Below are 24,297 nucleotides of genomic sequence, written 5' to 3' on the forward strand. Positions count from 1 at the left end.
TCACTGCCCAGTTTCCGATTCCACGATCATCTTCAACCGCACAGGGTCCAGGTTGCGCCACCAGGCAATTTCAAAGGAAATGGTGCGGTATTCCCAAAGCATGCCCTGCGCCGGCAGGGACTCCAGCCAGGTCTTCAGAGCTGACTTGAATCCTTCCTGCAAGTCTGTCCCTCGAAGCACGGCGATGTCCATATCGAGGACATTGCCTGCGAGGACCTTCATGCTGCCGCTATGAGCCGCCAGCCAATTCAGGAACATTCGCAAACGTGGATCATCGAGCTGAAAGACATGCGTCCCGATATCCAAAACCATTTGGTCGATCAATACATTTAACTCGCTCATCGATCCCATCCAATGCCCCCAGAATGGGGGTTGTCCCGCCGGGACATTCTCCAGGCGGAATAAATAACGCCAATACAAGTCAATATGCAGGCAAACGAACCGCCACACGCCACTAACAGAAAACGCAACATCATCGCTGTCATCAGAAACCCAACCGCCTTTCATCATCCTGTGGCTCAGGCTGATGGATCTGGGTGTTTTGTTGCTCCTCGATCCACGCCGCTAGAAATTCACCCAGGAGGGGCGCTAGAGCCTTGGGGAGCATGTCCTTCAGCGCACGCGATGCCTTCTCCTGCCAGCCGTTCGCCGGCAGATAATCCCTGGGATGGATCGCGATCACTTCCTCGATCAATGCCCGGACTCTCGCGGCATCCGCACGCGGCAGGGGTTTGATCTGTGTCAGGGTCGGCGGCTGCCATCTCCCGCCAATACGCGCCCGCAGCCAGCACTGCAACGAAGGCAGATCGAGAGTCATGTTCCCGTAGCGCACCGTCGAACTCAAGGTGGCGCGGATCAGGTCGGCATCCTCCGGGTCTGGGGAGAAGAACATCTGCGTGGATGTATTGGCAAGCATGGCCTGCACGACGGGCTCCATGCCTTCCACTTTACGCATCATCGAAAGCGACTGTGCCAATACGAACATGCGCGCACCGAACTTGGCGCCTTCTGCCAGCATCGATTCCAAACGCATGCCCGACCCGATCTCCTGCGCTTCGTCCACAATGAAATAAAAAGGTACAGGTTTCTCCAGGGTCGCCTTGCGATAAGCAGCCTCGAAGACGTTGTAGAGAACGGAGGCGGTCAACCTTGCACCTTCACGTCCCATCTCGCCGGAAGGCAAACGCAAGACGATCCAGGCGCGTTCGTCGATCCATTGATTGAGGTCCACGAAACTTTCCTGGTGCATGGCAGAGAACAGCCAGGGCGACAATTCCAATGCCATGACCTTGGAGAGCACCGGGCTGATCACCTCCGTGATCCAACTCTGACTCTTTTTATCCTCCTCCCCGATTTGACCCAATAAGGCATCGAGCGCCAGGGCGCCCATGCGTTCGCCGGGCGGCAGCAACGCCATTGCCGTGTGCCGCCATCTCTTATTGAATGCCATGAAAACGATATGCAAGAGTCCCAGTCCGGCTTGTGGATGATGCTGGTTCCAGACATGCGCGAGACGAAACAATCCAAGCAGCGCTGCCTGCATACGCGGACCCCAGTAGTCATCCCAGATGCGCCGCCCAACCTGCACAATGGCATTGCCCGCCCAGGTGAAGTCGGGAACGGACAGAAGATTTAGGGGAATAACCTGCGGTTGATCCGGGGTGATCACTCTTAATCGCTTGATTGCTTTTTGCTTTTGTTCCTCCGGCAATTGTGCAATGGCATCGAGGAAGGCATCTGCCAGTGAGACATGTGGGTCCACCAAAAATATTCCCGGTGCATCATCGCCACGGGCGATCAGCTGTTCCAGCATCGAATAGACAAAGGAGGATTTACCACTGCGACTGCCTCCGGTCGCGAGACCATGTCCATCCGGATCGACCCCCACCATTGCTCCGGTCGCAACACTCTGCCCGATCTTGAAACCCGCTTCGAGCAAGGGTTGAGAAGGCGGCGGTGCTGGCACTTCCTGCCAGACCGCGCGATCCAACAAACCAGAGCCTTCGCCTAGTTGCAGCGGGGCAATGAGTCCGGCAAGTTCGCCAGTTGGTAATGGGAAGGTGTGTTTCTGGATTGCAGGCCAGACTGATTCAATGGGTTGCCACGATTGTTCACCAGCCAATAATGGAAGTTGGATGGGTTCAGAAATGGAGAACGCAACCTTCAACAACGGCTCCTGTATCCGTTTCTCCACGACTTCCTTTGGAATGGAACGCCATGAGAGCCAGTCCCGAATACCAAGAGCGGATGCAAGGCAGATTGTGATGCCGGCGATCACGAACATGGAGACCCCAAAGGGATTGAACCAACCGGCGAATAGAATCCCGCCGCTGATACCTGCCATGATCATCCCGAAGAACAGTCCTGCCCGCAGAAAATCCAACTGCAAGCCCCAGGAATTCGGCGTGTCGTTACCGACGCCGCCTTCCGTACCATACGAGTATGCGGACAGGCTGCGTAACTTCTCCTGCAGTTGATCTTCGTTCCCAAGCAGCCAAAGGCGAAGGCTGACATCCTTCCCATCCCGAGCGGCGCTGATCAGCCGGCTGCCAATGGCAAGTAAGGGATCGCTGTCCTTGGCAGAAGCGATCAGGGACGGCAAGCGATTGGATGTGTACAGAGCATATCCACCGGATTGAACCTTCACGATGCCCAAATTGCGCCATCTGGAATGTTGTCCGGTCATCGCAGACCAGGAATTCACCACGCCTTCCGCCACATGGGGCGGCAGATACAAGCGCACGCGCAAGCCCTTTGGGGATGCGATCCATTCCATGAGAGTGGGAAACGGCAGTTGTGCGATCCAACCCATGACCTGCGCGCGCAGATCCTCCAAGGCATGCGGGGCAAAGAGTAACTCCCAAGCCTGCCAATCCCCTTTGCATAAAGGGCATTGATCTGGAGCACTGGCATGTTCATAGCCACATTGAATGCATATCATCGCTGTACCCCCATCGCCCCGAGTTGCTTCCAGAACTGGATCCATGTTGGTGGAATGGAGACAAGCACCGGAAACAACGCGCCACGTCCCGCAGAAGGAGCCGCAAGAAAGACTCGTGGAGGCAAACGTGAGGTGGTCTCAGCATTCTTGCGTGCTTCGCTTTCTGGAACGCCGAGGGAACGATAAAACGCAAAGGCTTCATCCGGTCCAAGCCGACCGATGAAGGCAGTGGATGCCAGACTCAACGAAGTGGGGTTCTTCATCAGGTCAGCAGGCAGATGGGTGATGAGCGTCACGCCGACACCACGTTTGCGCGCGCGCCTGCCGAGTTCATCCAACAGATCGGTGAAGGGACCGCTGCGCAACAAGCGCCAACCTTCATCGATGAAAATGTCCATCGGTTGTTTACCGACCGTGACTGCGTGATATAGAAACCATGCCAGTACCGAATGCACAATGGCACGGTTCTCTTCGCGCAAGGAAGACAGATCGAAATTCCACCATTGTCCAGCAGGGAAGTGCGGGGATAATAGAGCTTTGGGTCTATCGAAGAACCCTTCGAAGAGTCCGCCGCGCATAAAAGGTCTGAGTAATGCCAAGGGCATGGCGGCTTCCGGGACATTGATGGTTCCCAACGTCTCCACGAATTCCGCAATCGACATCGCGCCGGGTCTGCGATCCCAACGACGCTTTACCGCTTCATGCAGGGCAGCTTGCACAGCTGGCGATAGGACCGACTCACCGGCGAGGGAGGCGATTAGGAAACGGACAGCCAGCAACAACTCTGCCGGGTTTTCGCCTTGCAGGGGATGAATGAGGCAGGTTTCTGTGTCTTCGGGAATGCCAGCAGGTACAACCTTTCCGCCGACAGCTTCACAGAGTTTGTTGTTCTCGCCTTCGGGATCGATGGAGATGACCGTCCTGCCTTGTAATAAACGTTGCAACATGATCCAGCGCAACAGGCTGGTCTTACCAGCACCTGGTTCTCCAAGAATAAGAGTTGTTGCATGGGGTGGAGGCGGAACTGCCGGATCAAGCCCCTTGGTGAACGAGAAGTGGATGTCCCGTCCATCCCTGGCATGCGTGCCGATCCAGACGGAATCCTCGACCGGCATGACCTGTCTAGATGGTGCAGGCAATAATAGAAGTGTTTCTTCCAGGAACAGCGTCGGCTCATCCAATCCGGGAAATAACTTTCCTCCGGGTTGGAAGTGATGCAGGGCACGTTCGGCAATATAGAAGAGTCTTTGGGCTGTGAGCCCACGCGCGCGAAGATTGGACTCAATGACTCGTCGTGCGGCTTCCGCTTCTTCGAAACGATTGCGCTCTACAAAGAGTGCTGACATCAGGGCGATCTTGAAGGCCGGCTTGCCGAAGGTCAGTTCCGACTCAGCAGCATCCATCGCGTGATCGGCGGAACGTTCTGCCATTGAAGGTCGGCGACCGGTCTTCTCTGCCAGCGCCATCATGAAACCTTCGAACAAGGTGCGACGCGCACGCAAGGATCCGCGTAGCACATCCGGCGGTTCACGACGCATGGATAAGGAATACATCACCGGCAGGTTGGGATAAAAGACATCGGCAGAAAGACGCGACCAGGGGCGATCTGTCATTCCCGGTACACCTGTGCCACGCGCGGAGAGCGGTAATAGATAGCCGCCCGGAAAGAGCAGCTGATCTTCCAGCACTTCCACAGCTTCCGAAGCAATGGAGGTAACGAATTGGTCTTGAGGTTCAGACATGGACGGCATGATACAAAAAGACACGGACGGGTGTTCCGTCCGTGTCGCTAAGGGGAGGCAGGATCGTTTTATCGGGCTTGATCCGGGATCGCAGGCGCGAAACGGCGATAGGCATACATCATGCCAGCGCTGGAGATCAGCAGGAAGGCGGAGGCGCTGCCATAGATGCCAAATGGCTTGAACGCGAGGATGCCTCCAATCAAAGCCAGAGTCAGGCTGGCAATCCGTACTACATGGAACGGGTTGTATGTGAAGTCGCTTTTGGAAGCCAATGCAATCGCTGTTGCCAATGCGCCTGCCAGTTCGAGCCCTGCCACCAGCAGCCATTGGGTTGGTGCAATGCCTAGTGGGATCATGACGGCAAACACCAGGAAGTTGATGATCCGCAAGGGCACGCTCCATTGAAAAAAGATGCGTGTTTCGTTGACGGAAGCCAGAATGTAATACAGTCCCATCGCCAGCGATGCCTGGGAAGTCGCCATCAGAAATAGTTGATTGGCAGAACCGCTGTCCGATATGCCCAACACATTCAGAAGGAGCTGTGGTGCGAGGAGTCCGGTCAGCCCCGATCCCACGATCACCATGCCGAAAACCAGCATGGTCAATGCGGCAAGGTCCATACTACCTACGCTCCCTCCGGTACATCAGCGGCGATGTATTCCATGAAGTCACTGTATGCCGACTGCACCCCGGCGCAGGAGATGATGTCTTCGCCGCCCATCAGTTCGCTGAAGCGCTGCACGTTGTCTTCGATCCACGGACCCTTCCAACCGCAACCACATTCCTCATCGTAGTGAACCGTGATGCGGTCACCGGTCAGGATGCCGCCCCAATAGGTTTGAGCGAGCAGATCGAAATAGCCAGCACGTCCGGTCTGCACCCCGGTGCGCGGTAAAGGTGTGCCGTCCGGGTCTAATACCATTGGGATGTTCCAGGGGAAGACATGATATACGCCCTTGGAACAGGCGATGTTATAGGTGTTGAGTTCGGTCATTCCATAGGACATGAAGACCTGATCCACGCCGTAGAATTTCTTCAGGATGTCCTTCCAATCGGCTATTGTCTTGCGTCCTTTGAAACCACCGCCGGTCAAAAGAACCGAGTCGGACGCAAAGACTCTCTCCTGTCCGGCTGCCAAGCCCTCGACTGCCACATCCAGGAGATCCGTGGCGGAAGCCATCAGGAAGACCCGCCGACCGCGATACTCGCGCACCATCTTGTCGAAGAAGGCTTTGGTGAGACCTGCTCTGCGTGCTTTCAGCGTGACGATCTCGCCCTTCGTTTTGAAGATGGCTTTGATCGTATCCATCGCCGTCAGGTCGCCGTGTTCCTGGGCATGTTTCATACGCATGGCCAGCGACATGAAATCCGCCGACATGGGTGCGTTGAACAGGCTGTGATATTCCGCCTCACTACCCGCGAGCGCCGGACCGAAATGTGTGATCAGGCGCATGGAAGCCTGCCGTCCGCTGCGATACGCGGGCCAGAAGACCGGCAGATGAAGATCGCGAATGCCCGGCATGAAGGCTTCCAGGAAGGTGTAGGTGCCTTCGACCCAGGCTTCCTTCTCGGTCTGGCTGCGCGGGAAGAAACTTAACTTGCCGCTCGTGCCGGTGGAATGAAAGACGAACATGCCAGCTTCATCCAGACGCGTGAGCCATTCATCGATGGTGTTCACGCCGCGCATATCGAGCGTGGAAAGATCATGCGCAGTCAGTTTGTTCAACCAGCGCGTCAACTCGGTGAATAGCTTGCGTTCGATGAACGCAAAGGGATAGTTCTTGTAGACCTGGTGTGTGAAGAGGATGGTTGCAAGAGTCTCGAAGTCGGCGATGATCTTCACACCCTGCTTTTCCGCCAAAGCATCCAAAGCGGGAATGCGCTCCTGCAATTGTTGAAAGCGGGTTTGCGCCCAATGCAATTGCAAATCATCCAATTCCGGTTTGGAAAGCGAGAACAAGGTCTGGACCGGCAGGCGGGTCCAGGATTCGGGCGTGCCCGAAAGAATAGAGTTGGTCATGAAATGAATCTCCTAAAAAATATGATGTTTGAAGATCTGCCAGGCTTTGCGTAGATAGAAACCGGGCAGTTCCCATTTGGATGGAAAACGTTCATCCAGGATCCAGCGGCAGGCGCGCCGCATGATCTCGGTTGAATTGAAGGGACCGCCGATGGAATACTCCACAGTATGTCCGATGGAAATGAAGCGGCACACGCCGCGCGCCACCAGGAGGTCGCGTAAGGGCTTCTTGAGAGTTTCGGGGTAGATGCCAACCGTCTGTGTGGAAGGATGGATGCGATCCACGAGTTGCAGCGGATTTTCATAGGGGATGACCACCACAACCTTGTGCATTGGGAAGAAGTCGGGCAGGTTGCCGGTCAGACTTACCACTACAGCGCCTTCGTTCCTATCCCCGCCGACCACATAATAGAAATCGTCCTGGGCGCGGGTAGCGTTGATCTCATCGCGCAGGTCAGCTGGGAAATTCTTCGGCATGGCACTCAAGGATGGGTCCTGGTGCTGCATGTGATCGTACAAGCGCCGGGCATATTCCATCGCCTGATCCGGAGACGCCTGCACAAAATGGAAGCGCGATGAACCGCAGGACTCCATGTTGAAGGAACCTGCATCTTTGGCGGTAAGCTTGGCGACCTTTTCGATCTCTGCACTGGATTGGAAGGCTTCACGTCCTAAAATGGAAATGCTGAACTTCGGACCGAGGGCGATCACATCGATGCCGGAGGCTTGCAGGTTTCCGTGATTGAGGGTCGAGTTGATCCCGCCCAGCGCGCCGCCCCAGGAGATGATCTTCTCCAAATAGCGTGGCTGGATCAGCTCGTGCTCGAAGTCCTGCAATTCCTTTGACCAATACACGACCGAGAAATGTTTGGTGACCGGATGGTTCGGATCGACATCCATCATCGCGCCGACGATGGCAGCGGCGGTGAGCGGATCGTTGGGCGTGACCTTGATGATATTGTCCGATTTGATCAGCGCGGCGCGGGCGATGCTCAGGGCAGCCACCACCGGAACATTGCCGGAGATGAAATGCAGGGTGCGTGCGCCATAGGCTCGTCGTCTGGCGATCTTGTCCGCATACGGCATCTCGACCCAGCCGTCCAAATACTTTGAGCCGATCTCATTCTCGACCATTGTGCGCAACGCCAGTTTCGAGAACACCACCGGGATCAGGTCATAACTGCCGCGCACGATGGACTCCGGCAGGGCGCTGAACGGCATGCCGAAACGACAAGCCTGTTCCATGCGGGCATGATTAAGGGTCATGGCTTTGCCTGCTTCGGCAAGAAAGTCGATGATCTCGCTGACACGCACAGAGGCAAAGTCGCGCTGGAGTTGAACGGGATCGGAGAGTACGATCCGGTCCAGCAAGGGACGCGGGTCAGGAAAATGAAACTGATTCTTTCCGTCCCGGCTTTGATACAACAGATCCTTTGCAGTGACTACTTGACCGCGCAGGATGAAGGGAATTTGGATGGGGTGATCGGATGACATGCGCGGAATGATATAAAAAAACACGGACGGGTGGTCCGTCCGTGTCGCTACCAACAGACATATTATTTTTTGGATAGCGGCATATTAATGGAGTGTTTGCTAAATATTTCTTTGTATGGTGTCAGAAGAAATGAGACACAGGGGCGGAAAAAGTAAGGTGGAAATCCCGGCCAAAATCTGATTAAATCAGAAAACCCAAGGAGTAGAAAATGGCCGAAGAAAAAGTCTCATCCGTGGAAGCCACAGTCCGGGAGATTCGGCGGAAGACCCGCAAGAAGTACAATGCGGAAGAAAAAATGCGGATCGTGCTGGAAGGATTACGCGGGGAAACCAGCATAGCCGAATTATGTCGTCGCGAAGGACTGCATCCCAATCTATATTACAAATGGAGCAAAGAGTTCCTTGAAGCAGGTAAACAACGATTAGTGGGAGACATCCATCGCGAAGCAGACAGCCGTGAAGTGGATGAAATGCGCAGCGAGATTGAACAACTTAAGCAGTTGGTAGCAGAACTGTCACTCAAGAATCGAGTGCTAAAAAAAAGCTTGCTGGGCAAGGACACTTCATGGGAGGATTAAGCGTACCTGTTGCGAACATTAGTATGCGACACAGCCAGATAGAGAAACAGGAGATCATCCATCTGGTGGAACACTCGCAATTGTCAGTCAGGAAAACCCTGGAAGAATTAAACGTTCCTGCCAGCACCTTCTATCGCTGGTACCGAAAGTACGAGGAAGATGGCGTGGATGGCTTGATCGACCGCAACCCAAGTCCGCGCCAATTCTGGAATCGTATTCCTGAGGCGGTCCGCAAGCAGGTGGTGGATCTGGCATTGGACCATCCAGACCGCTCTTCAAGGCAGATTGCCTGGCTTTTTACCGACCAACAGGGCTATTTCATCTCGGAATCAAGCGTGTTTCGGATTCTGAAGCGCTTTGATCTGGTGGAGAGTCCCGCCTTCCGAGTATTGAGCGCAGCAGACAAATTCGTGCACCCTACTAAACGGGTGAACGAGTTGTGGCAGACAGACTTCACTTATTTCAAGATCTTGAACTGGGGCTGGTACTACCTATCTACTGTGCTGGATGATTATTCCCGCTACATTCTGGCTTGGAAATTGTTCCCCACCATGTCAGCCAATGATGTTCAGGTTACGCTTCAGATCGCCCTCGACAAGACTGGCTTGGATCAGGTCTTGGTGGAACATCGTCCGCGGCTGTTATCAGATAATGGTTCTTGTTATCTGTCCAAAGACTTAAAGGATTTTTTGGATCGGAAGCACATGGAACACACACGTGGCGCGCCTTATCACCCTATGACTCAGGGCAAGATCGAACGCTATCATCGCTCCATGAAGAACATTGTGAACTTGCAGAACTACTTCCTGCCGGAGGAATTGGAACGGGAAGTCGCATCATTTGTGGAGTATTACAACCACCAGAGATATCATGAGTCTCTGGACAATTTAACTCCGGCAGATATGTTTTATGGCAGAGCCAAGGAGGTACTAACCCGACGACAGGAGATCAAGCTAAGAACGTTACAGGAACGACGCTTGCAGAACCTGCGAGCTGCTGTATAATCCCAACCATCCGGGAAATCTACACCTTAACTATTCGCTCTTTGTGTCTCATTTCTTCTGACACCATACATAGCGGTATGCCCCTCTTTAGCGGATGAAGGCGGTTCTCTAACCTTTGGCACAGAGATTAGTATCCCAGACATGGCAGATTTTATGCAGAGCTATAGCAAAGATACAATTTTTACAGTAAGAGATGTGGGAGAAAAACTATGTCCTGAAGTCAGCAGAAGGTCACATCAAACTTTAGACCTGTTCGTTGGTGAAGGGACAAATGCATACAGGATATATGAGAACGTTATAAGCGCCTTTCCAGTGCCAGTTAAGGTATACAAATAATATTCTATGGTAAATAAAATGATCAACTTAAAGTTCTTTACACCAATCGTAGATAAGATATCAAGGATAATAATAAAAACCAGCACTCTTTTGATTGTGGCGATTTTATTGACTTCAAGTTGTAATACTTTTCTTGGGAAACAGCCACAAGTACTGCTGGTAACTCCTATCGGTGAGTGGAAGTTATACGATGTTGAGAATATCACTTGGTCGATGGATAGTTTAAGTTTTGCAGTCCTTGGCAACGAAAAAGATGACAATGTCTTTGGTGTTTACATGTATAGGGCAAGTGATCCTGGAAAGGATTGGTTCCATAAAGTAGATATTTCTTTTGGATTAGCTTTCAGCCCCGACAATCAAGTTATCGCAATTCCTACTTTCCCGTTACTTATTCTTCTCGACCAAAATACAGGAGAACTTATCAAGGAAGTGGGGGATTACAAACTGCAGCCATGTTTTGGAATTGAGCAAATCAAATATAGTTCAGACGGAAAGAAAATTTTCTCACTTAATACAGTTGCAGGAATTGGCAATGAATATTCTGAGATATTTGTGTGGGATTCGGAAGGAGAGCAGTGCCAAGGCTCCCTAATTCAGGAAAAAGGAACTGCTTTTAATTTTGAATTAAGCCAAGACGGAGAGTTTTTAGTTTTAGGGTTGAGTAAAATAGGAAAAGATGCTGAACAACAAGTACATGTATGGGATATAGGAAAGAAAAAAATTATTTGTAGTTTCCCAGGGGGAGAACCTGTATCTTTCTCGTCCAGGGGAAATATAATTGCTGCCAAAAACTTGAACAATCAAAAAGACATTGATTTGTGGGATTCTGAATCCTGTAACTTTATTGTCACTATACATTCCAAAATAATAACCAAGGTCTATAGTGCTGATATAAGCCCTGATGGTAAATTACTTGCAATTGGTGGCAGTGACGCATTTCAGATATGGGATGTTGTAAGCAGAAAGCTTATGTTTGAATCTGAAAAACTGCCAAATGCCGTGAAAATATTGGCTTTTAGCCCAAACGGCAATTTTCTGTTAACTGAAATGGATAGAATTTCAATGAATGACCAAGCAATAATTACCTTGTGGAGTGTAACCAATAAATAACCTATGCCAAAGTGGATGCCGCCATTCAGGGACTGGCAGATGGAAGGATCAATTCCACCATCAACCAGTTGGGTGCGTTCACAAACGAGGTGTCTGCTCAACACGACAAGAAAATCACGGAAGCCGCTGAGGATGACTCAATTATGTAAGCACAAGTCATTATTGATTTACTTTCCGTTACGCCAATTCCTGACTTGACCATGACACCGACGAAAGAAAATTCTATATCGGCAAAAATGGAGAACTTATTTCGAAAAATTGGGCATTGCTAGAGTGCTCAACGTCGAGTGCTGAAATCCAAGGTTGATTTTGCGAGAGAAGCAAATCAGCTTCTCTCGCAAATAATGTAGGAAAGAGTCTATCTAGCTCTTATTAATATTGTTGAAGGCGCACTTAATGTTACCCGACCCGAAGAACTTAAAGCTCGCGATCCGTTAGCCGCAATGTTATATCCTGACGATAGCCAAATCGCAGATTTTGAAAGTGCATACAATAAGGCTAAAACCATTTCCTCAATAGGGGAACAAAGTTTGCAGGTTGACGCTGATCCCTATCTTGGGCAGATAAAGGGGTATGATGAATATCGAGCATTTAATATAATCAAGAGTGAAGAGGGTATCCCCAATTGGAATACAAATTATGGCGGACATGCCACTACCCGGTTTGATTATAACGCCGCACCTAATACGATAAATCTTTGGAGAGATATATTACCTATGGACAATGTGTTTTTTGGACAAACAACATGTAACCAGGTTAAAGATTTGGTCGAGAATTATGGACACTGGCAATCTCTCTACACGATACCAGTGAGTTGCGGATAGGAAAACAACTTCTATGGACAAGACAAATAGAAAAAAAGCGATCTTAGTAGTCAGCCTTTTAATATTGGCTGTCAGCATATCATCTTTTGTCATGATAAAAGTGTTTGAAGGCTTAACTGCCCCATTTGGTAAGAATTCCGACAAGAAAGTTGTATATATCCAGTATTTGGGTGATGTCAACCAAATTTGGTCCGTTCCTCTTGATGAAAGCGAGCCTACAATGATTTATGAGGCGCCCGTAGGGATTTCACTTTTACAGGCCTCACACTCAAATGATGTTTCCCCTGATCTTGTTGAGAAAGTAAAGGACAAAGGGATGATGGATTTTGACGAATTTGAAATCAGGATATCTGATTTATCCTTATCATCGGATCGTAACCTTCTTGCATGGCAAGAAAGTTATGAGTGGTGTCCAGGAAATTATTGCATGGGCACATCTAGTATCAAAATAATGCGATTAGACAAACTTTCTATTGTTTCAACCATTGATACTGAAAGGCTCTTCAGTAATTTAAAATGGTCACCTAGCGCAAATTATCTAGCATTTGACGAACAACAAACCAGCAATTCGGGAACCCAATATCATAAAGTGTGGCTATGGAATAATAGTGATGAAAGTTTTACTACTCTGACAGATGGATCAAATCCTTCTTGGGCGCCTAGTAGTAGCTTAATTTCTGTGATTTCATTTGATCTAAATGATAATTCACAAAAACTAAAGATTGTAGATATCAACAATCCTGAAAAGCAAATAGATGTAATCGGTGCAAACAAAATAATTAAAGAGTTTTTTGGGGCATCATGGTCACCAGATGGCAAGCGTCTGATAATCCTTGGAAAGCAATCTGAAAACCCTGATTTAAGTCTCTACATAGTTGATACAGAGACTTTCAGTGATGGATATTTTCTACCATCCTCATCTGCGGGGAAATATCAGGCCCCTCTTGCATGGTCGTCAAATGGCAAATGGATTGCCACAAGAGAAATAAGTTCAGAAAACCCATTTGGCTTAATAATAGTAGATGCAAGAAATGGGGAGACCATTTTGAACGCCTCAAAATTGCTAGGGAAAATATTAAGTTGGCAGTGGTCAGATGACGGAAAAAAAATATTGTGTGTTAGCATTGATGATAAGTCACCTAATATCCCAACAATTAATATTTTAGACGTAGAAAATGGAAACCTAGAAGTTGTAGAATATCCCAGTTCCATTGGTGACTATATTTCAAACTCGAATAAATATTTTGGTCCAATCATTATTACTATAACATGGTGATAAAAAGCAACTACCATCATCTGAGTTTTCGTACTTGGGAAGCGTGCAGTGGATATGCTGATCGACTAAACTTGATTAATGAATCAAATGAAGTCTTCGCTCAGCGTAGGATGAAGATACAAAAGCCGTGGCGGATGACGCAATTGTGTAAGTACAAGCCATGATTACTTCACTTTCTATTGCACCAACTCATTACTTGACCATAACACCAGCGAAAGGAAATTCTACATCACAAAAACAGAGAACTTATCCCGAAAAGTTGGGCATTACCAAAGCGCTCCGTAGAGTGGTGAAATCCAAGGTTGATTTTGTGAGAGAAGCAAATCAGCTTCTCTCGCAAATAATGTAGGAAAGAGTCTATCTAGCTCTTACGCCTCTATTGATCGAAGCGACGGTTTTGCTTGCCACAACGATGCCTTTCATATCGGGCGACGCAAAGTGACCGTGCATAGACACTGCATATTTAAAATTGACCGTGAAGGTCATCTCAAGCGGCAAGCGAGCTGTAAAAATGGGATGTGAGGTGTAACCATTCCCTCCGATTTCCAATCTTAAGTTGAGCAAACCTTGGGCAACGTCAGCCAGGTTCGAGGCTAACGGATTCATCGATATTGAAACAGGCGGCATGTCCATGTGCCCTCAGGTTTTAGGTATGCTGACCTGCCCCGGTGCGCGAGTCGTACAGTCCCGTGCGGACAACGACGTTCGTGTTTAGTGACAGATGCACGATCTCGCAAAACGAAAAGCAACAACATTTCAAATCCGAGCAGAGTAACTTGTAAAACGAACCTCGAGATCTTACGCATTGCGTTACCTCCAAGGGGGGGATGAAATTTTAGAGACAGGAGCAGGCTCCTGAAACTCACATAGAATTCCGCCATTACCAGTCTCACCGAAGAACGATTTATTGAGTTAGGCGCATTAGATGCCTTCGATATCACTACCTACCCAGCATACGATGATCCAAACAACCCACACGATGGACCAAACGATGGCAAAGTATTATATGAACAATCTGCATATTTTGAAAATGAATGTTACTGGATAGGAATATACTTTTTTTACAAAAATCAACATCATGCGCTTGTCGAATTTTCAAAAAATGTTGTGAACAATTATCCATACCAGACTGTAAATGATACAAACATGCTAAGTTGTCCCACCCAATAACGAGGTGCAAAATTCATGGTTTCCAAAATTTATATCTACCTGATTGCGACTCTAGTGATTGTTTCATGTACTCAATCTGTTCAATATTCTACACCTGTCCCCGCAATTACTGGCGTATCGCCGCAAGTAATCCAGGTTACAAGCGACCCAACAGATACTGAATTTGTATTTCCCGAAATGGCACCTCAACCCGGTTTAGTCTTTGTTCAAAACTGCAAGAGCGATTGTGGAAAAAATCTATGGATTACAGCCGCTCAGGGTAAATCAATTCAAATTCCAATCAATGGCGACAACCTATCTATTTCAAATAATAATCGTTTTGTTGCCTATGAAAAAGAACTTGATATTTGGCTGTTAGATTTGCAAAGCGGCGATCAGAAACCTGTAACCAGTACAGAAAAATGTTGGGAACGGGATCCTTTTTGGTCGCCAGATGACAAGTTACTATCCTTTTTTGGTTGTGGAAATGACCAATTAGATGATGTGTTTGTATTTGATATTGAAAAGGAGGAGCTAACCAACCTTTCGAAAACTCTTGATATTCACGAAACATGCATTGATATTTACCCTGGGAAGTGCATTTCAAATTGGCAAATGCCAAACTTTATGATTATTGGCTCCAGAAGGAATGAAGTACATCAAAACGCGTCCCTTCAAGCACAATGCCATACGGAAAATGGAAATTGTTCACTTTTTCCAACAATATTATTTATTAATAACCAAAAGCAAGATTTTATAGATCAGGTAAGTGGTGTTCTGACGCCACCCGCAATTTCTCCTGATAAGCAACTTATTGCTTATGATGGGGGGCATATCTATGACATAAAAACAAAAACAAATATTACTCTTTTCCCAGTCAATAACAGTGACTCGCCGTTATTGACTGAGATACCTGTACATGAAGATGGTCCAGAGTTGATAAATCCCAGATGGTCTCCAGATGGGAAACAAATTGCTTGGATAAGTCATATAGGAAAGGCTGGTGACATAGGTGTAATTGTCTTTGACCTTGAAATGAACTCATCAAAAATTTTCTATGTTTATAGCCCGGGAGCGTATATGGGGGCACTTCCGGCATGGGACAGATGGCCTGATTTTTTATGACTTGGAGTCCGGACAGTAAATGGTTAGCATTTACAACAATTGAAAGTTCAGACGAAGATTTAACACCGCAACTTAGAACTTTTATCTTTAATCGGAATGGTGAAAAGATAGCAGAGTGGGATATTGGAGGGCAGAATCTTGCGTGGAGCCCGAATAGTAATTGGCTTGCTATAAATGCTTTTAAACCTGAAACTGCAATAAATACTATTCTGCTTGTAAATGTTGAGGATTTGCAAGTTTTCGATCTTAATATTTCAGGTGACCTAACAATCATAGATTGGTTAGCTGAATAAATTATTAAGATAAAGACAATTTATTAATCTCTTAATATGCATTAGCAAAAGAGTGTCATCAAGGTTGATATTCCAAATTTGGATTGAGCACCCAGCGGGTCAAGCCTTCAATTGCATTTTGATCCAGATACCGAATCCGCAACCCAAAGCCGGCACATAATCCCACGAGTCCTTCCCACCAGGCGATGCCTTCATCGCCTGGTAATACAAATTCGAATACAGTGCGACGTACAAAAGGGAGTGGATACTCCTGCACTGCCAAGGTCAGTCCCTGATACAGGATATCCAAGCCTTCCATCTCAGGTCGCTTCCATTGGCCTGCCTGTTTCTGGAACTCCAACCTCGGTTCGGGATCAGGCCAGAACAATTGCAAAACGCGCAGTGTCCAGCCTGGCTGCATGGAAGACAGGATCGCCTTGTATGCCTCCTGCGTTCGCACATCGGGGCGATCCGGGTCGGCATACACTTCCGCAAATAAGCGCTTGGTATCATCTTCACCCATCAAAGCCGAGTGATTGCCGACCTGTATAAAGCCCTTTGCCAATACAAAGGTTCTCGTCGAACCAATGGTCTGCTCCGCCATTACAACCCTGCCTTGAAAATGGACTCAGGGATGTTCAAGTCATTGGCACGAAAGCCCGGTCGCATGGGACGGTTGCCTGTTGGCATCAACCCCTTGCCGGCTTCATACTTGAACAACGGGGAAAACGAAGGGCGCGCAGCCGAGCGTTCCACGATGGTGGATACCTCCACGATCTCACGCACGATCTGTCCATGCTGCGGATTGCGCTCGATATACACGGCTGCGGTCACGGCTTCCGCAAAGGACTGCGCGATCTGGATCTCGGACATGCGTGCCGCATCAGGATGCGCCTGTACCACCTGCAAAAAGCGCGGCCAGACATGCTCGGCGCTGGTGGCATGGATGGTGAAGGCAGAATGTCCATGTCCGGTCGCTGCGGCACGGATCAATTCCCAGGCTTCCGCACCACGCGCTTCACCAATGACGACGCCATGCGGACGCGAACGTAAGGCTGAACGGATCAGGTCATACATGGTGACGGGCGGCGGACCGCCGCGAATTTCAGGACGGGTTACAGTGTAGATGATGTTGCCTGTATCGGTTTTGCCATCGCCATTCCAGCCGTTCAGGATAATCTCGTTCGAGTCCTCCACGATAAACAAACGGATCGCACCACGCGGGTAATAGTCCAGCATTTCCTGCAGGATACGCTGCCCCACAAAGGTCTTGCCGGAACCGGTTGTGCCGGCGATGACGAGCGTCCCACCATGCACCATCACACTCAACAAGTAATTGGCGGCTTCGGGGGTGAGAATGCCATTGCCACGCGGGAAATCTTTCGGGTCGAATTTTGGACGTGGGACAGGTGGGAGTCTATTTTGGCAAAGTAAAGCAAGACTTCCATGTGTGAGGTCAGATGCTGTACGATAGCTAGAGACACGTAAGGTGATCGTATCGCCATAAGGCGAAGCGGGTGGCATAACATAGTTGATACGCACACCTTTTCTCCGCACTGTTCCATCCACCAGCGGAACCATGACCTGCAACATGGCATCCGCAATCGGGTAATCGGGAGTTGGTGCGCGTTGTCCGGCGCGGTCGATCATGACGCGCAATGCGTCGCCGATCCCATCCGGTGCAGGACCCGCATGTTCCCAACCATTTGATGTCGTGTACACATAGATATGTCCCAGGTTGATGGCGATGTCTTCAATATCAGAACGGGCGATCAGTTCCAGCAAAGGACCCATGCCGGATAGTTCCCCGATCAGCCGCAGGATGTATTCCTTGGGTAAAGAGACGCCCGCATCGACGGCACGAAGACTCACTTCCTCGAAGACCTGACGAGCCAGCACTTCGATCTCTGTGGAGGTCAGACTCTTCTGCAACGACTCAATTGCCTTCTTTGCACGTCCTTCCTCAGCAAGAACATTCCACCAGCGCTCCATCTCATCCGAGGATCGTACCTCCGAGACGGGCTTCATTGTTTTTCCAGCAATATCGAACATGGCTATCCCTTCCCGAACCAGCCGCGCTTTTTGGGAGCGTTCGGCAATAACCCAATCCGGGATGCGCCTTCACGCACCGCTGGTACAAAATGGGAGGCAAAGCCAAGTAATGAATCAGCGAACGGTCCGAGCTCCTCCAACTTCTCTTTCTTGTACCGCCAGATCAAAACATCCTCACGCCGATCCGAGTTCACAGCTTGGGCAGCGAGGCGTGGATCGACAATCGGAATGATGCCATTGGGGATTAATGCCAGTTCGATCTTGTCTTCACTTAGCGCTTGTTGCAACATCTTATGCGCCGCCTTGAAGCCATCGCCAACCACCTGGTTGTAGCATAGCTTGACGCGGCTGCCGACGAATTCATGCGCGCTGCCCTTGCCGACCACACTTGCCAGTGAGTTGATCATCCTTGCGATCCAGCGGCGCGTTTCTGCAAGATCGGGAATTTCCGGCTTGATCACAATCGCAATGCCTTCGGCGGCTTTCAAGGCGGCACGATGCACGACATGCGCAGGATTGATGCCCACATCCATGATGACCACACCACCTGCGGCGACACCAGCTTCATACAATCCTTGAATGACTTCCGCGACCTTGGCTTCCTGTTGCAGGACTTCATCGCCCAGATCATCGGTAATGAGACCGGGCAGGACTCGCAGGGTCGGCAGGTTTTCCAACGGGGTAAATGCATTCAGATACGCCGCACCGGATGCCACATCACTCATGACTCCTTTACTGGCTTTGGCGATCTCACGCCGTAACAAGCCAATCATGGTGGTATTGACCCGCTCCATGCGCATGTGATATTGGAGCGCACCGGCGTTGCCATCGGCATCCACAAGATAAGTCGTAATTCCGCTGAGGGCTAATGCAACCGCAAGATTGACTGCCACAGTGGTCTTACCCGTGCCACCTTTTGGTGAAGTAATGGCAATCTTTCTCACCGCCATCCCGGATTGAATGCGAGCTGACATATCACTGCCAAGCACCGCTCTGCGATACTGATCGTCCGCCGCGAGATTGCCGGCATCTGCCCTACGCATCTCTTCATACAACTTATTGATATCCACATCCGAGGGTGGATAGGCAATCGAAGGCACGCCCACACCATTCGCCCAAGACGCCATGCCATCGCCGACCCCAGCGACCACGAAGATCAGTTTGCCACGTTCAGCAGCCTTGACCAGACTCTCCGGCGAGACCGAAGACTCAGGCGAGACCACCACCAGGGCACGGAAATCGAACAGATCAATATGCTGCGGGGTAAAGGCTGCGATCTGAGCGATAACAGAATGACCTTGTTCTGCGAGCTGCATGTTCAAACGCGAGGTGACTGTCCCTGCACCGAGTAACAATACTTGCATTACTGTCCTCCTCCCAGGACTTCTTCGCGATCCTGTTTGAACAAGTCTTCGAAGTCCCAATAGGTAAAGCCGGCGCTTGGTACCTCATCACCACGTGCCATGAGTGAGACCACCAAACGATCTCCCTGCTGCAGGGCAAGTGATAACACTTCGCGACTTTCATTCGGCACGAGCAGGATCAACATCTTTGGCTGGGTATCCAGATTGAAGGAACCACTGTCTTCAGAGGACTCTGTTTGTTGTGGCAGTCCCTGTACCGCGATCACACGCACACCCATCGGGAACAGATCCTTGGCAAGCGGCGGGAAGGAACGGTTGATGGCATCTGCCTGTTCCAACTCAAGCGGGGAGGGTTGAATGGTTGGTTCCACATATCCCGGATCAATGACGAGTTCCGGCATCGGGGTCGGTGTGCTCATTTGTTGGGGGCGGGTGCTGATCACGACCGTCACGCCGATCAGGTCGCCGGGCAGGAAGGCTTCTGCATCGGGCGATACCAAATTCATCGCGTCCAATGGCAGGGGGAACAAACTATGTCCGGGGAATTGAGCCAACACAGCCGAGAGCCTTGTGCCTTCTGCCGCCTGTGCCAAAATCGCCGAACGAAAGATAGGTTGTCCATTGAAGATGGGTTGAGCCACCACACCGCCGACCACACCGGTCACTTCCTCACCGGGAATGTATAAACTTGCGTTGTCATCCTGAAAGACGGTCTTGACCGCCAGGTCATTTGCCATAATGACGTCGCCGATGTTTAAGTCACGCGTGGCGGATAACACAGAAATGGTAGGCGGCTTTTGTGCCGCACCGAGGGCATTGAGGGCGATGAACGCCACCAAAAAAATTCCAACTGACACGCCCAGCACCACCAGGTTCACGCCGGTTGAGGCAATACGTTTCAACATGTTTCTTCTTTTCTCCATTCGTTGTTTTTTTCAAAAGCCTGCCGTAAGGCAGGGGTTTCTTCAATGATCTCTTCGAGTCGTTCGAGTGTCTGTCGCATCAATCCATACAAAGTCAGCATGACGAAATCCGTTTTGATGTGATCCGATTTGAATACCTGCTGATGGGTCTCTGCCACGGAGCGCACGACCTGCATCACGTCCGCATCTGCCAGCGCCTCCGCCGACAGGCGCGGCATATCCGGAAAGCACTCCTGGATCAAATCCGCCACTTCCTGTCCAATGGATGCAGAGTGGTTCTGTGCAGGTAGTTCTGTTTCAGGTTGTGTAGGAGGGGCGAGCAGGTCTGCAACAGAAGTCTGCGGGTCGGCGCGTAATTGTTCAATGGCACGCGGCAATCGCTTGAGCCCGGCTTGAACGGCTTCCAGCAAACGAGTCTGTGCCTGTGGGGAAAGCGCTGCCACGGCTTCGATGTTGCGCACGGAAACATGTGGACGAAGCCCCTCAGGCATTGACTCCAACAACCGTTGCCGGCGTTCCTGTTTGGACTGGTACGACTCACTCATGGGCGTGACTATACTGTTCAGGAGGACAAGGTGGGTTGCATGTGTCGCTTACCGTTCCCACAAAAATACGCCCGGTTCACGACCGGGCGTATTTTTCATTACGTGATTTTTACTTCACTTCTTCATAGATACGAATGTCATCCAGATGAAACTCCTTGTTCCCACCCTCCTGGAAACCCAACTCAAGAACCGTTGCAATCTGCCACCATCGCTGCGGCTGGGTGTTCACCAGATAATTGTCGCTCCAGACCTGGATCTCCAGCGGTCCAAATGCCGGCATCGTCATCCGACACAGATCCGACCCATCCACCGACACGGTTCCCGTCCATTTGATCCGGCTGACTTGATGCAGGCGGATTTGATAGGTGTGCCATACTTCCGGGTCCACATTCAAGGCTTGGACCTCGACGGGTGCCCAATTCAACGCCAGATAACAAATCGGACCATTGATCCCGTTGACTGTGGACTCGCTGCCGATCACAGAGAAACCGAACATATCGAATGGCAGGGCAAACATTCCATCTGCCTGAAGTGTTCCGACCGGCTGTAGAATGACACCTGCCGTTCCATAAAAATTCTCATCCACCCTGCTTTTGAACTCCACAACCACATCGCTCGAAGGAGTGGGTTGAAACCCGTTGCCGCCAATCAACGTGACATTGTTGTATTGCCCGCTGGAAGGTTCCTGCCATTTCGAGCTTTCGGTTTCAAACTTCGGATCCTGCACATGCCGGAGGGTGAGTTGATGATCGATCTCCATTTCCGCTGCGTGCCAGGCGGTTTCATTGGAGACCTGACCGGCGCCATTGATGATCGTGAAATCCCAAAATGCCGTGGAAAGACCCTCCTCGAAATCCTCAGTGAGTGGCGCAGGATTTTCAAAATCATCCGGTGCATCTCCCGCCAGCTTCGCAAGCCGCTGGGTTTCATTCCGGACTGTCCAGGCGGAAACCAACTGCTGAAAGTTAAGTCCAGCGAATAAAACTGCCGGCGTCAAAACCAGAAGCACGATCCATGTAAAGCGTTTTTTCCATTCTTGTTTGGTGTCCATTTCGTATCCTTTTTCGTTTTTGCGCGATGATACGAAAGGCTGTCAGGGGGTATGAGGAACGTGTCGCCTCCGAATAACCCCCGGAAAGGGAATTATTGATGTGTCCGATGGCATCCTGTGGTTGCAATTCCCGGTCCCCACACACAAGTTCACCCGTAGGGAATAGGGGCGTTTTTACAGGTCGCACAATGATATGCAAGGGGAATATCTGCCGCCTACGTGCTTTGACAGTTTTCTCAAACTCCATATAATCCGCACTGTTCCTATTTTCCACAATCCATCCCTCTCTTCAAGAAGCCTGGCAAACCGCCGGGCTTCTGCTGTTGTATCCAATCCCCACCATCCATTCAACGAAAGGAGCCCAAATTCAACATCCCCAAATCAATTCACCCGTATCATCCACTTTCCCCATGTACGAAACAGACTTGTTTGGAAATTTGCATGAACTCACTGAAAGAAATAACAAACGCTTGGAAAATGGGAACCCATTAGAACAGGTTCAACCGTCCCCAACAAGCCCTATGTCAATACCGACACACATCATGGTTTTCATGGGTGTGTCGGTATCAAAAGTTCTCTTGAAACCCTTATAGGAGGCAGATCGAACCAACCCCAAAACTGAATACTCCCCTCAACACAAACGGGCGTTGTGCATGGACTTCCCATGCCAACGCCCGTTTTCGTTTCTTACCCCACTAACGTGGGGCACAAGACAGCGAGGACTCGCCGGGGTGAGAGGCCCGGCAGATAAAAAGTGAAACCGCCCAGTTAGTGGCTGGACGGTTTCGAGGTACTGAAAATGTACAAGCCCGATCATATCACAACCGTAAAAACCGTCAAGATTTACGCGCCTTTTCCGCTCCCAGCCAATGAACGCATGGTGATCGTAAATGGCAAGGCGATCAACGTCGCCGCCTCCGCCGGACGACAGCAAGGGGACTACCTGTATACCGCCGACGTTACACTGCTGCACGAAGATGCAGCCGTGTATACCACCGCGCCCAGTTGGGCCAGCGTGGAGGTGGAATGAGCCGAAATGCTGGACTGCGCGGATGCGTGATCATGCCTTCTCCCTGGGACTATTTAATCCATCCAAACAAGGAGATAGATCATGAGAACCTTCGCAATGCTTCTCATCCTGGTCGCCATCGCCGCCAGCCAGCCTCATCACTGGCTCACGGTCCTTATGGCTGCCATCGCACACTGTATCGGCAAATAGTCAGACGAAAAGGAGGTCGCAGAAAAGCACATGGAAAACATCCTGTCCGCCGCCGAAGAAATTTTGGGAACGGCGGTTCGAGTGGAGGATCATCGCAATTGGGCCATCTTCTGGTGTCCCTTCCATAACGACGCGAGTCGGGAAGGGGAGGGTGGGCAACCCAATTTCGGTGTCAATCTGCAGAGCGGATACTGGAAGTGTCTGCGCTGTGGCGCCAGTGGCGGTTCGTTGAAGTCATTACAAAAAAAGCTGGGTCAGGTCCCACAAGGGGATGCCAAATGGAAGCCAAGTGTATCGGCAACCACACCGACACGCCCCAAACGCCCGCCGACACAGGTGCAGTTGCTCGATGAAGCCGTGTCGGAAGCGCGTTCCATCGTCCAACGTTCGCCTGCCTGGGATTATCTGGCAGGGCGCGGCGTGACGCCCTATACCGCATTGGTCTACGGGCTAGGCTATGGCATTCCTATTCCACGGGTTCATCGCGAGATCATTGAAGCCGCAAAACAATCGATGATGGTGCGCCGTGATGGGATCTGGTTGTGGGCCGGCGGTGTGGTGTATGCAGATCCGCCGACACAGCCAGCCGTGATGAACGTGCGCTATATCCCGGAGGAACAACTTCCCAAAGGCACACGCAACTTCACGCCGATCAAGAATCACAAGACCTGGGGCAACCGTGTTCAACCTCTGGGAGGCTGGCGCATCACCAATAGCACACGCACGTTGATTGTGCTGGAAGGGCTGTTCGATATGCTTATCACCGCCCAAAAACTTCATCAGCTTGGACGCGAAACCGACACGGTTGCGGTCTACACCAACGGCGCCAGTCCCTCCGCCAAAATGCACCAGTGGTTCCGCGAACATCCGCAGTACGACTATCTTTTACTGCGTGACCCAGATAAAGCTGGTGTCGAATGGGCGCAAAGTGTATCGGCATCCATCCGACACGGCGGTGCGAAAGTACGCACCCTGCGACCTCCCGATCAACTGGACCCCGACGAAGCCATCCTAAGTGGATGGTGGCCGTCCATTCTGTAAATTCAAATGCAACCATTCCCTGAATCGGGGAGCGATGAAACATCGCTCCCCGATTTTCATTTTCCTAAGGAGAAAACAAAATGTCTGCTCTTACCATCTTCGCTTCCATCATCGCCACCTTGATCCTGATCTGGGCGGTCTGGTTCGTTATCCGACTCATTCAATACATTGCCTCCGGCGAGTATGAGGTGGACCAGCGCCTGCACGACATCTGCAAGTAATTTCAAAAAA

Annotated in this window: 21 protein-coding genes and 1 pseudogene; 9 read left to right on the plus strand and 13 right to left on the minus strand. The window is 50.4% G+C overall.

The genetic code is table 11. The annotated features are described in order from the left end of the window. The 6 genes from QY332_21535 to QY332_21560 form a co-directional block, all read right to left on the minus strand. The gene (locus QY332_21535) at positions 1-510 is read right to left on the minus strand and encodes a hypothetical protein (GenBank protein ID WKZ38484.1); all 510 of its coding nucleotides are present in this window, start codon (positions 508-510) and stop codon (positions 1-3) included. Then, a complete protein-coding gene (locus QY332_21540; protein ID WKZ36195.1) occupies positions 485-2,812 on the minus strand; it encodes a type IV secretory system conjugative DNA transfer family protein in 2,328 nt (775 codons plus the stop codon). The genes QY332_21535 and QY332_21540 overlap by 26 nt, the downstream gene beginning before the upstream one ends. Positions 2,813-2,937: 125 nt before the next feature. Further along, positions 2,938-4,683 (minus strand): hypothetical protein, encoded by a 1,746-nt coding sequence (locus QY332_21545; GenBank protein WKZ36196.1) that lies wholly within the window; start codon positions 4,681-4,683, stop codon positions 2,938-2,940. 68 nt (positions 4,684-4,751) lie between these two features. After that, positions 4,752-5,303 (minus strand): hypothetical protein, encoded by a 552-nt coding sequence (locus QY332_21550; protein ID WKZ36197.1) that lies wholly within the window; start codon positions 5,301-5,303, stop codon positions 4,752-4,754. Between the two features lie 5 nt (positions 5,304-5,308). Next, positions 5,309-6,703 carry a hypothetical protein gene (locus tag QY332_21555; GenBank protein ID WKZ36198.1) on the minus strand — a complete coding sequence of 465 codons (1,395 nt, stop codon included), beginning with the start codon at positions 6,701-6,703 and terminating at the stop codon, positions 5,309-5,311. 12 nt (positions 6,704-6,715) lie between these two features. Continuing rightward, the gene (locus tag QY332_21560) at positions 6,716-8,197 is read right to left on the minus strand and encodes an acyl-CoA reductase (GenBank protein ID WKZ36199.1); all 1,482 of its coding nucleotides are present in this window, start codon (positions 8,195-8,197) and stop codon (positions 6,716-6,718) included. A 209-nt stretch (positions 8,198-8,406) separates the two neighbouring features. Here QY332_21560 and QY332_21565 point away from each other — a divergent pair. The 4 genes and pseudogenes from QY332_21565 (at position 8,407) to QY332_21580 (ending at position 13,325) form a co-directional block, all read left to right on the plus strand. Further along, positions 8,407-9,779, plus strand: a pseudogene (locus tag QY332_21565) (IS3 family transposase). A 354-nt stretch (positions 9,780-10,133) separates the two neighbouring features. Continuing rightward, a complete protein-coding gene (locus QY332_21570) occupies positions 10,134-11,225 on the plus strand; it encodes a hypothetical protein (protein WKZ36200.1) in 1,092 nt (363 codons plus the stop codon). 443 nt (positions 11,226-11,668) lie between these two features. Continuing rightward, positions 11,669-12,049: a hypothetical protein gene (locus QY332_21575; GenBank protein ID WKZ36201.1), complete on the plus strand. Its 381-nt coding sequence runs from the start codon at positions 11,669-11,671 to the stop codon at positions 12,047-12,049. Between the two features lie 13 nt (positions 12,050-12,062). After that, the gene (locus QY332_21580) at positions 12,063-13,325 is read left to right on the plus strand and encodes a hypothetical protein (GenBank protein ID WKZ36202.1); all 1,263 of its coding nucleotides are present in this window, start codon (positions 12,063-12,065) and stop codon (positions 13,323-13,325) included. A 357-nt stretch (positions 13,326-13,682) separates the two neighbouring features. On the opposite strand, the gene QY332_21585 is transcribed toward QY332_21580, so the two are convergent. After that, positions 13,683-13,958 carry a hypothetical protein gene (locus QY332_21585; GenBank protein ID WKZ36203.1) on the minus strand — a complete coding sequence of 92 codons (276 nt, stop codon included), beginning with the start codon at positions 13,956-13,958 and terminating at the stop codon, positions 13,683-13,685. Positions 13,959-14,510: 552 nt separating this feature from the next. Between QY332_21585 and QY332_21590 the strand changes: the two genes are divergently transcribed. After that, on the plus strand, positions 14,511-15,599 hold the full coding sequence (locus QY332_21590) for a hypothetical protein (protein ID WKZ36204.1): 1,089 nt from the start codon (positions 14,511-14,513) through the stop codon (positions 15,597-15,599). Then, positions 15,596-15,892, plus strand: coding sequence for a hypothetical protein (locus tag QY332_21595; GenBank protein WKZ36205.1), 297 nt, complete (start codon positions 15,596-15,598; stop codon positions 15,890-15,892). The genes QY332_21590 and QY332_21595 overlap by 4 nt, the downstream gene beginning before the upstream one ends. A 58-nt stretch (positions 15,893-15,950) precedes the next feature. Here QY332_21595 and QY332_21600 read toward each other — a convergent pair whose 3' ends face one another. From QY332_21600 to QY332_21625, 6 genes are all read right to left on the minus strand, one after another. Next, a complete protein-coding gene (locus QY332_21600) occupies positions 15,951-16,475 on the minus strand; it encodes a hypothetical protein (protein ID WKZ36206.1) in 525 nt (174 codons plus the stop codon). Further along, entirely contained in the window at positions 16,475-17,899 is a 1,425-nt protein-coding gene (locus tag QY332_21605; GenBank protein ID WKZ36207.1) for an ATPase, T2SS/T4P/T4SS family, read from the minus strand. Before QY332_21605 ends, QY332_21600 begins: the two co-directional genes overlap by 1 nt. Positions 17,900-17,925: 26 nt before the next feature. After that, positions 17,926-19,287: a ParA family protein gene (locus tag QY332_21610; GenBank protein ID WKZ36208.1), complete on the minus strand. Its 1,362-nt coding sequence runs from the start codon at positions 19,285-19,287 to the stop codon at positions 17,926-17,928. Continuing rightward, on the minus strand, positions 19,287-20,192 hold the full coding sequence (locus tag QY332_21615) for a hypothetical protein (protein ID WKZ36209.1): 906 nt from the start codon (positions 20,190-20,192) through the stop codon (positions 19,287-19,289). The genes QY332_21610 and QY332_21615 overlap by 1 nt, the downstream gene beginning before the upstream one ends. After that, positions 20,186-20,701 carry a hypothetical protein gene (locus QY332_21620; GenBank protein ID WKZ36210.1) on the minus strand — a complete coding sequence of 172 codons (516 nt, stop codon included), beginning with the start codon at positions 20,699-20,701 and terminating at the stop codon, positions 20,186-20,188. The genes QY332_21615 and QY332_21620 overlap by 7 nt, the downstream gene beginning before the upstream one ends. Before the next feature lie 163 nt (positions 20,702-20,864). After that, positions 20,865-21,806: a hypothetical protein gene (locus QY332_21625; protein ID WKZ36211.1), complete on the minus strand. Its 942-nt coding sequence runs from the start codon at positions 21,804-21,806 to the stop codon at positions 20,865-20,867. Between the two features lie 799 nt (positions 21,807-22,605). On the opposite strand from QY332_21625, the gene QY332_21630 reads away from it, so the two are divergent. The 3 genes from QY332_21630 (at position 22,606) to QY332_21640 (ending at position 24,287) form a co-directional block, all read left to right on the plus strand. Continuing rightward, positions 22,606-22,836, plus strand: a complete 231-nt coding sequence (locus QY332_21630; GenBank protein ID WKZ36212.1) for a hypothetical protein — start codon at positions 22,606-22,608, stop codon at positions 22,834-22,836. Between the two features lie 219 nt (positions 22,837-23,055). Continuing rightward, complete coding sequence (locus QY332_21635; protein WKZ36213.1) at positions 23,056-24,066, plus strand: toprim domain-containing protein; 1,011 nt, start codon at positions 23,056-23,058, stop codon at positions 24,064-24,066. 80 nt (positions 24,067-24,146) lie between these two features. Then, a complete protein-coding gene (locus tag QY332_21640; GenBank protein WKZ36214.1) occupies positions 24,147-24,287 on the plus strand; it encodes a hypothetical protein in 141 nt (46 codons plus the stop codon). Positions 24,288-24,297 lie beyond the last annotated feature (10 nt).

It is taken from the genome of Anaerolineales bacterium (assembly GCA_030583885.1).
Classification (GTDB): Bacteria; Chloroflexota; Anaerolineae; order Anaerolineales; family Villigracilaceae; genus Villigracilis.

Excerpts from the sequence above, each read along its gene's own strand:
- QY332_21640 (WKZ36214.1), top strand. The coding sequence starts at position 24,147 with ATGTCTGCTCTTACCATCTTCGCTTCCATCATCGCCACCTTGATCCTG.
- QY332_21620 (WKZ36210.1), bottom strand. The coding sequence starts at position 20,701 with ATGCCTGAGGGGCTTCGTCCACATGTTTCCGTGCGCAACATCGAAGCC.
- QY332_21575 (WKZ36201.1), top strand. The coding sequence starts at position 11,669 with ATGTTATATCCTGACGATAGCCAAATCGCAGATTTTGAAAGTGCATAC.
- QY332_21630 (WKZ36212.1), top strand. The coding sequence starts at position 22,606 with ATGTACAAGCCCGATCATATCACAACCGTAAAAACCGTCAAGATTTAC.
- QY332_21635 (WKZ36213.1), top strand. The coding sequence starts at position 23,056 with ATGGAAAACATCCTGTCCGCCGCCGAAGAAATTTTGGGAACGGCGGTT.
- QY332_21595 (WKZ36205.1), top strand. The coding sequence starts at position 15,596 with ATGACTTGGAGTCCGGACAGTAAATGGTTAGCATTTACAACAATTGAA.
- QY332_21610 (WKZ36208.1), bottom strand. The coding sequence starts at position 19,287 with ATGCAAGTATTGTTACTCGGTGCAGGGACAGTCACCTCGCGTTTGAAC.
- QY332_21600 (WKZ36206.1), bottom strand. The coding sequence starts at position 16,475 with ATGGCGGAGCAGACCATTGGTTCGACGAGAACCTTTGTATTGGCAAAG.
- QY332_21585 (WKZ36203.1), bottom strand. The coding sequence starts at position 13,958 with ATGGACATGCCGCCTGTTTCAATATCGATGAATCCGTTAGCCTCGAAC.
- QY332_21535 (WKZ38484.1), bottom strand. The coding sequence starts at position 510 with ATGATGAAAGGCGGTTGGGTTTCTGATGACAGCGATGATGTTGCGTTT.
- QY332_21625 (WKZ36211.1), bottom strand. The coding sequence starts at position 21,806 with ATGGACACCAAACAAGAATGGAAAAAACGCTTTACATGGATCGTGCTT.
- QY332_21540 (WKZ36195.1), bottom strand. The coding sequence starts at position 2,812 with ATGGGTTGGATCGCACAACTGCCGTTTCCCACTCTCATGGAATGGATC.
- QY332_21570 (WKZ36200.1), top strand. The coding sequence starts at position 10,134 with ATGATCAACTTAAAGTTCTTTACACCAATCGTAGATAAGATATCAAGG.
- QY332_21555 (WKZ36198.1), bottom strand. The coding sequence starts at position 6,703 with ATGACCAACTCTATTCTTTCGGGCACGCCCGAATCCTGGACCCGCCTG.
- QY332_21580 (WKZ36202.1), top strand. The coding sequence starts at position 12,063 with ATGGACAAGACAAATAGAAAAAAAGCGATCTTAGTAGTCAGCCTTTTA.
- QY332_21560 (WKZ36199.1), bottom strand. The coding sequence starts at position 8,197 with ATGTCATCCGATCACCCCATCCAAATTCCCTTCATCCTGCGCGGTCAA.
- QY332_21605 (WKZ36207.1), bottom strand. The coding sequence starts at position 17,899 with ATGAAGCCCGTCTCGGAGGTACGATCCTCGGATGAGATGGAGCGCTGG.
- QY332_21590 (WKZ36204.1), top strand. The coding sequence starts at position 14,511 with ATGGTTTCCAAAATTTATATCTACCTGATTGCGACTCTAGTGATTGTT.
- QY332_21545 (WKZ36196.1), bottom strand. The coding sequence starts at position 4,683 with ATGTCTGAACCTCAAGACCAATTCGTTACCTCCATTGCTTCGGAAGCT.
- QY332_21550 (WKZ36197.1), bottom strand. The coding sequence starts at position 5,303 with ATGGACCTTGCCGCATTGACCATGCTGGTTTTCGGCATGGTGATCGTG.
- QY332_21615 (WKZ36209.1), bottom strand. The coding sequence starts at position 20,192 with ATGTTGAAACGTATTGCCTCAACCGGCGTGAACCTGGTGGTGCTGGGC.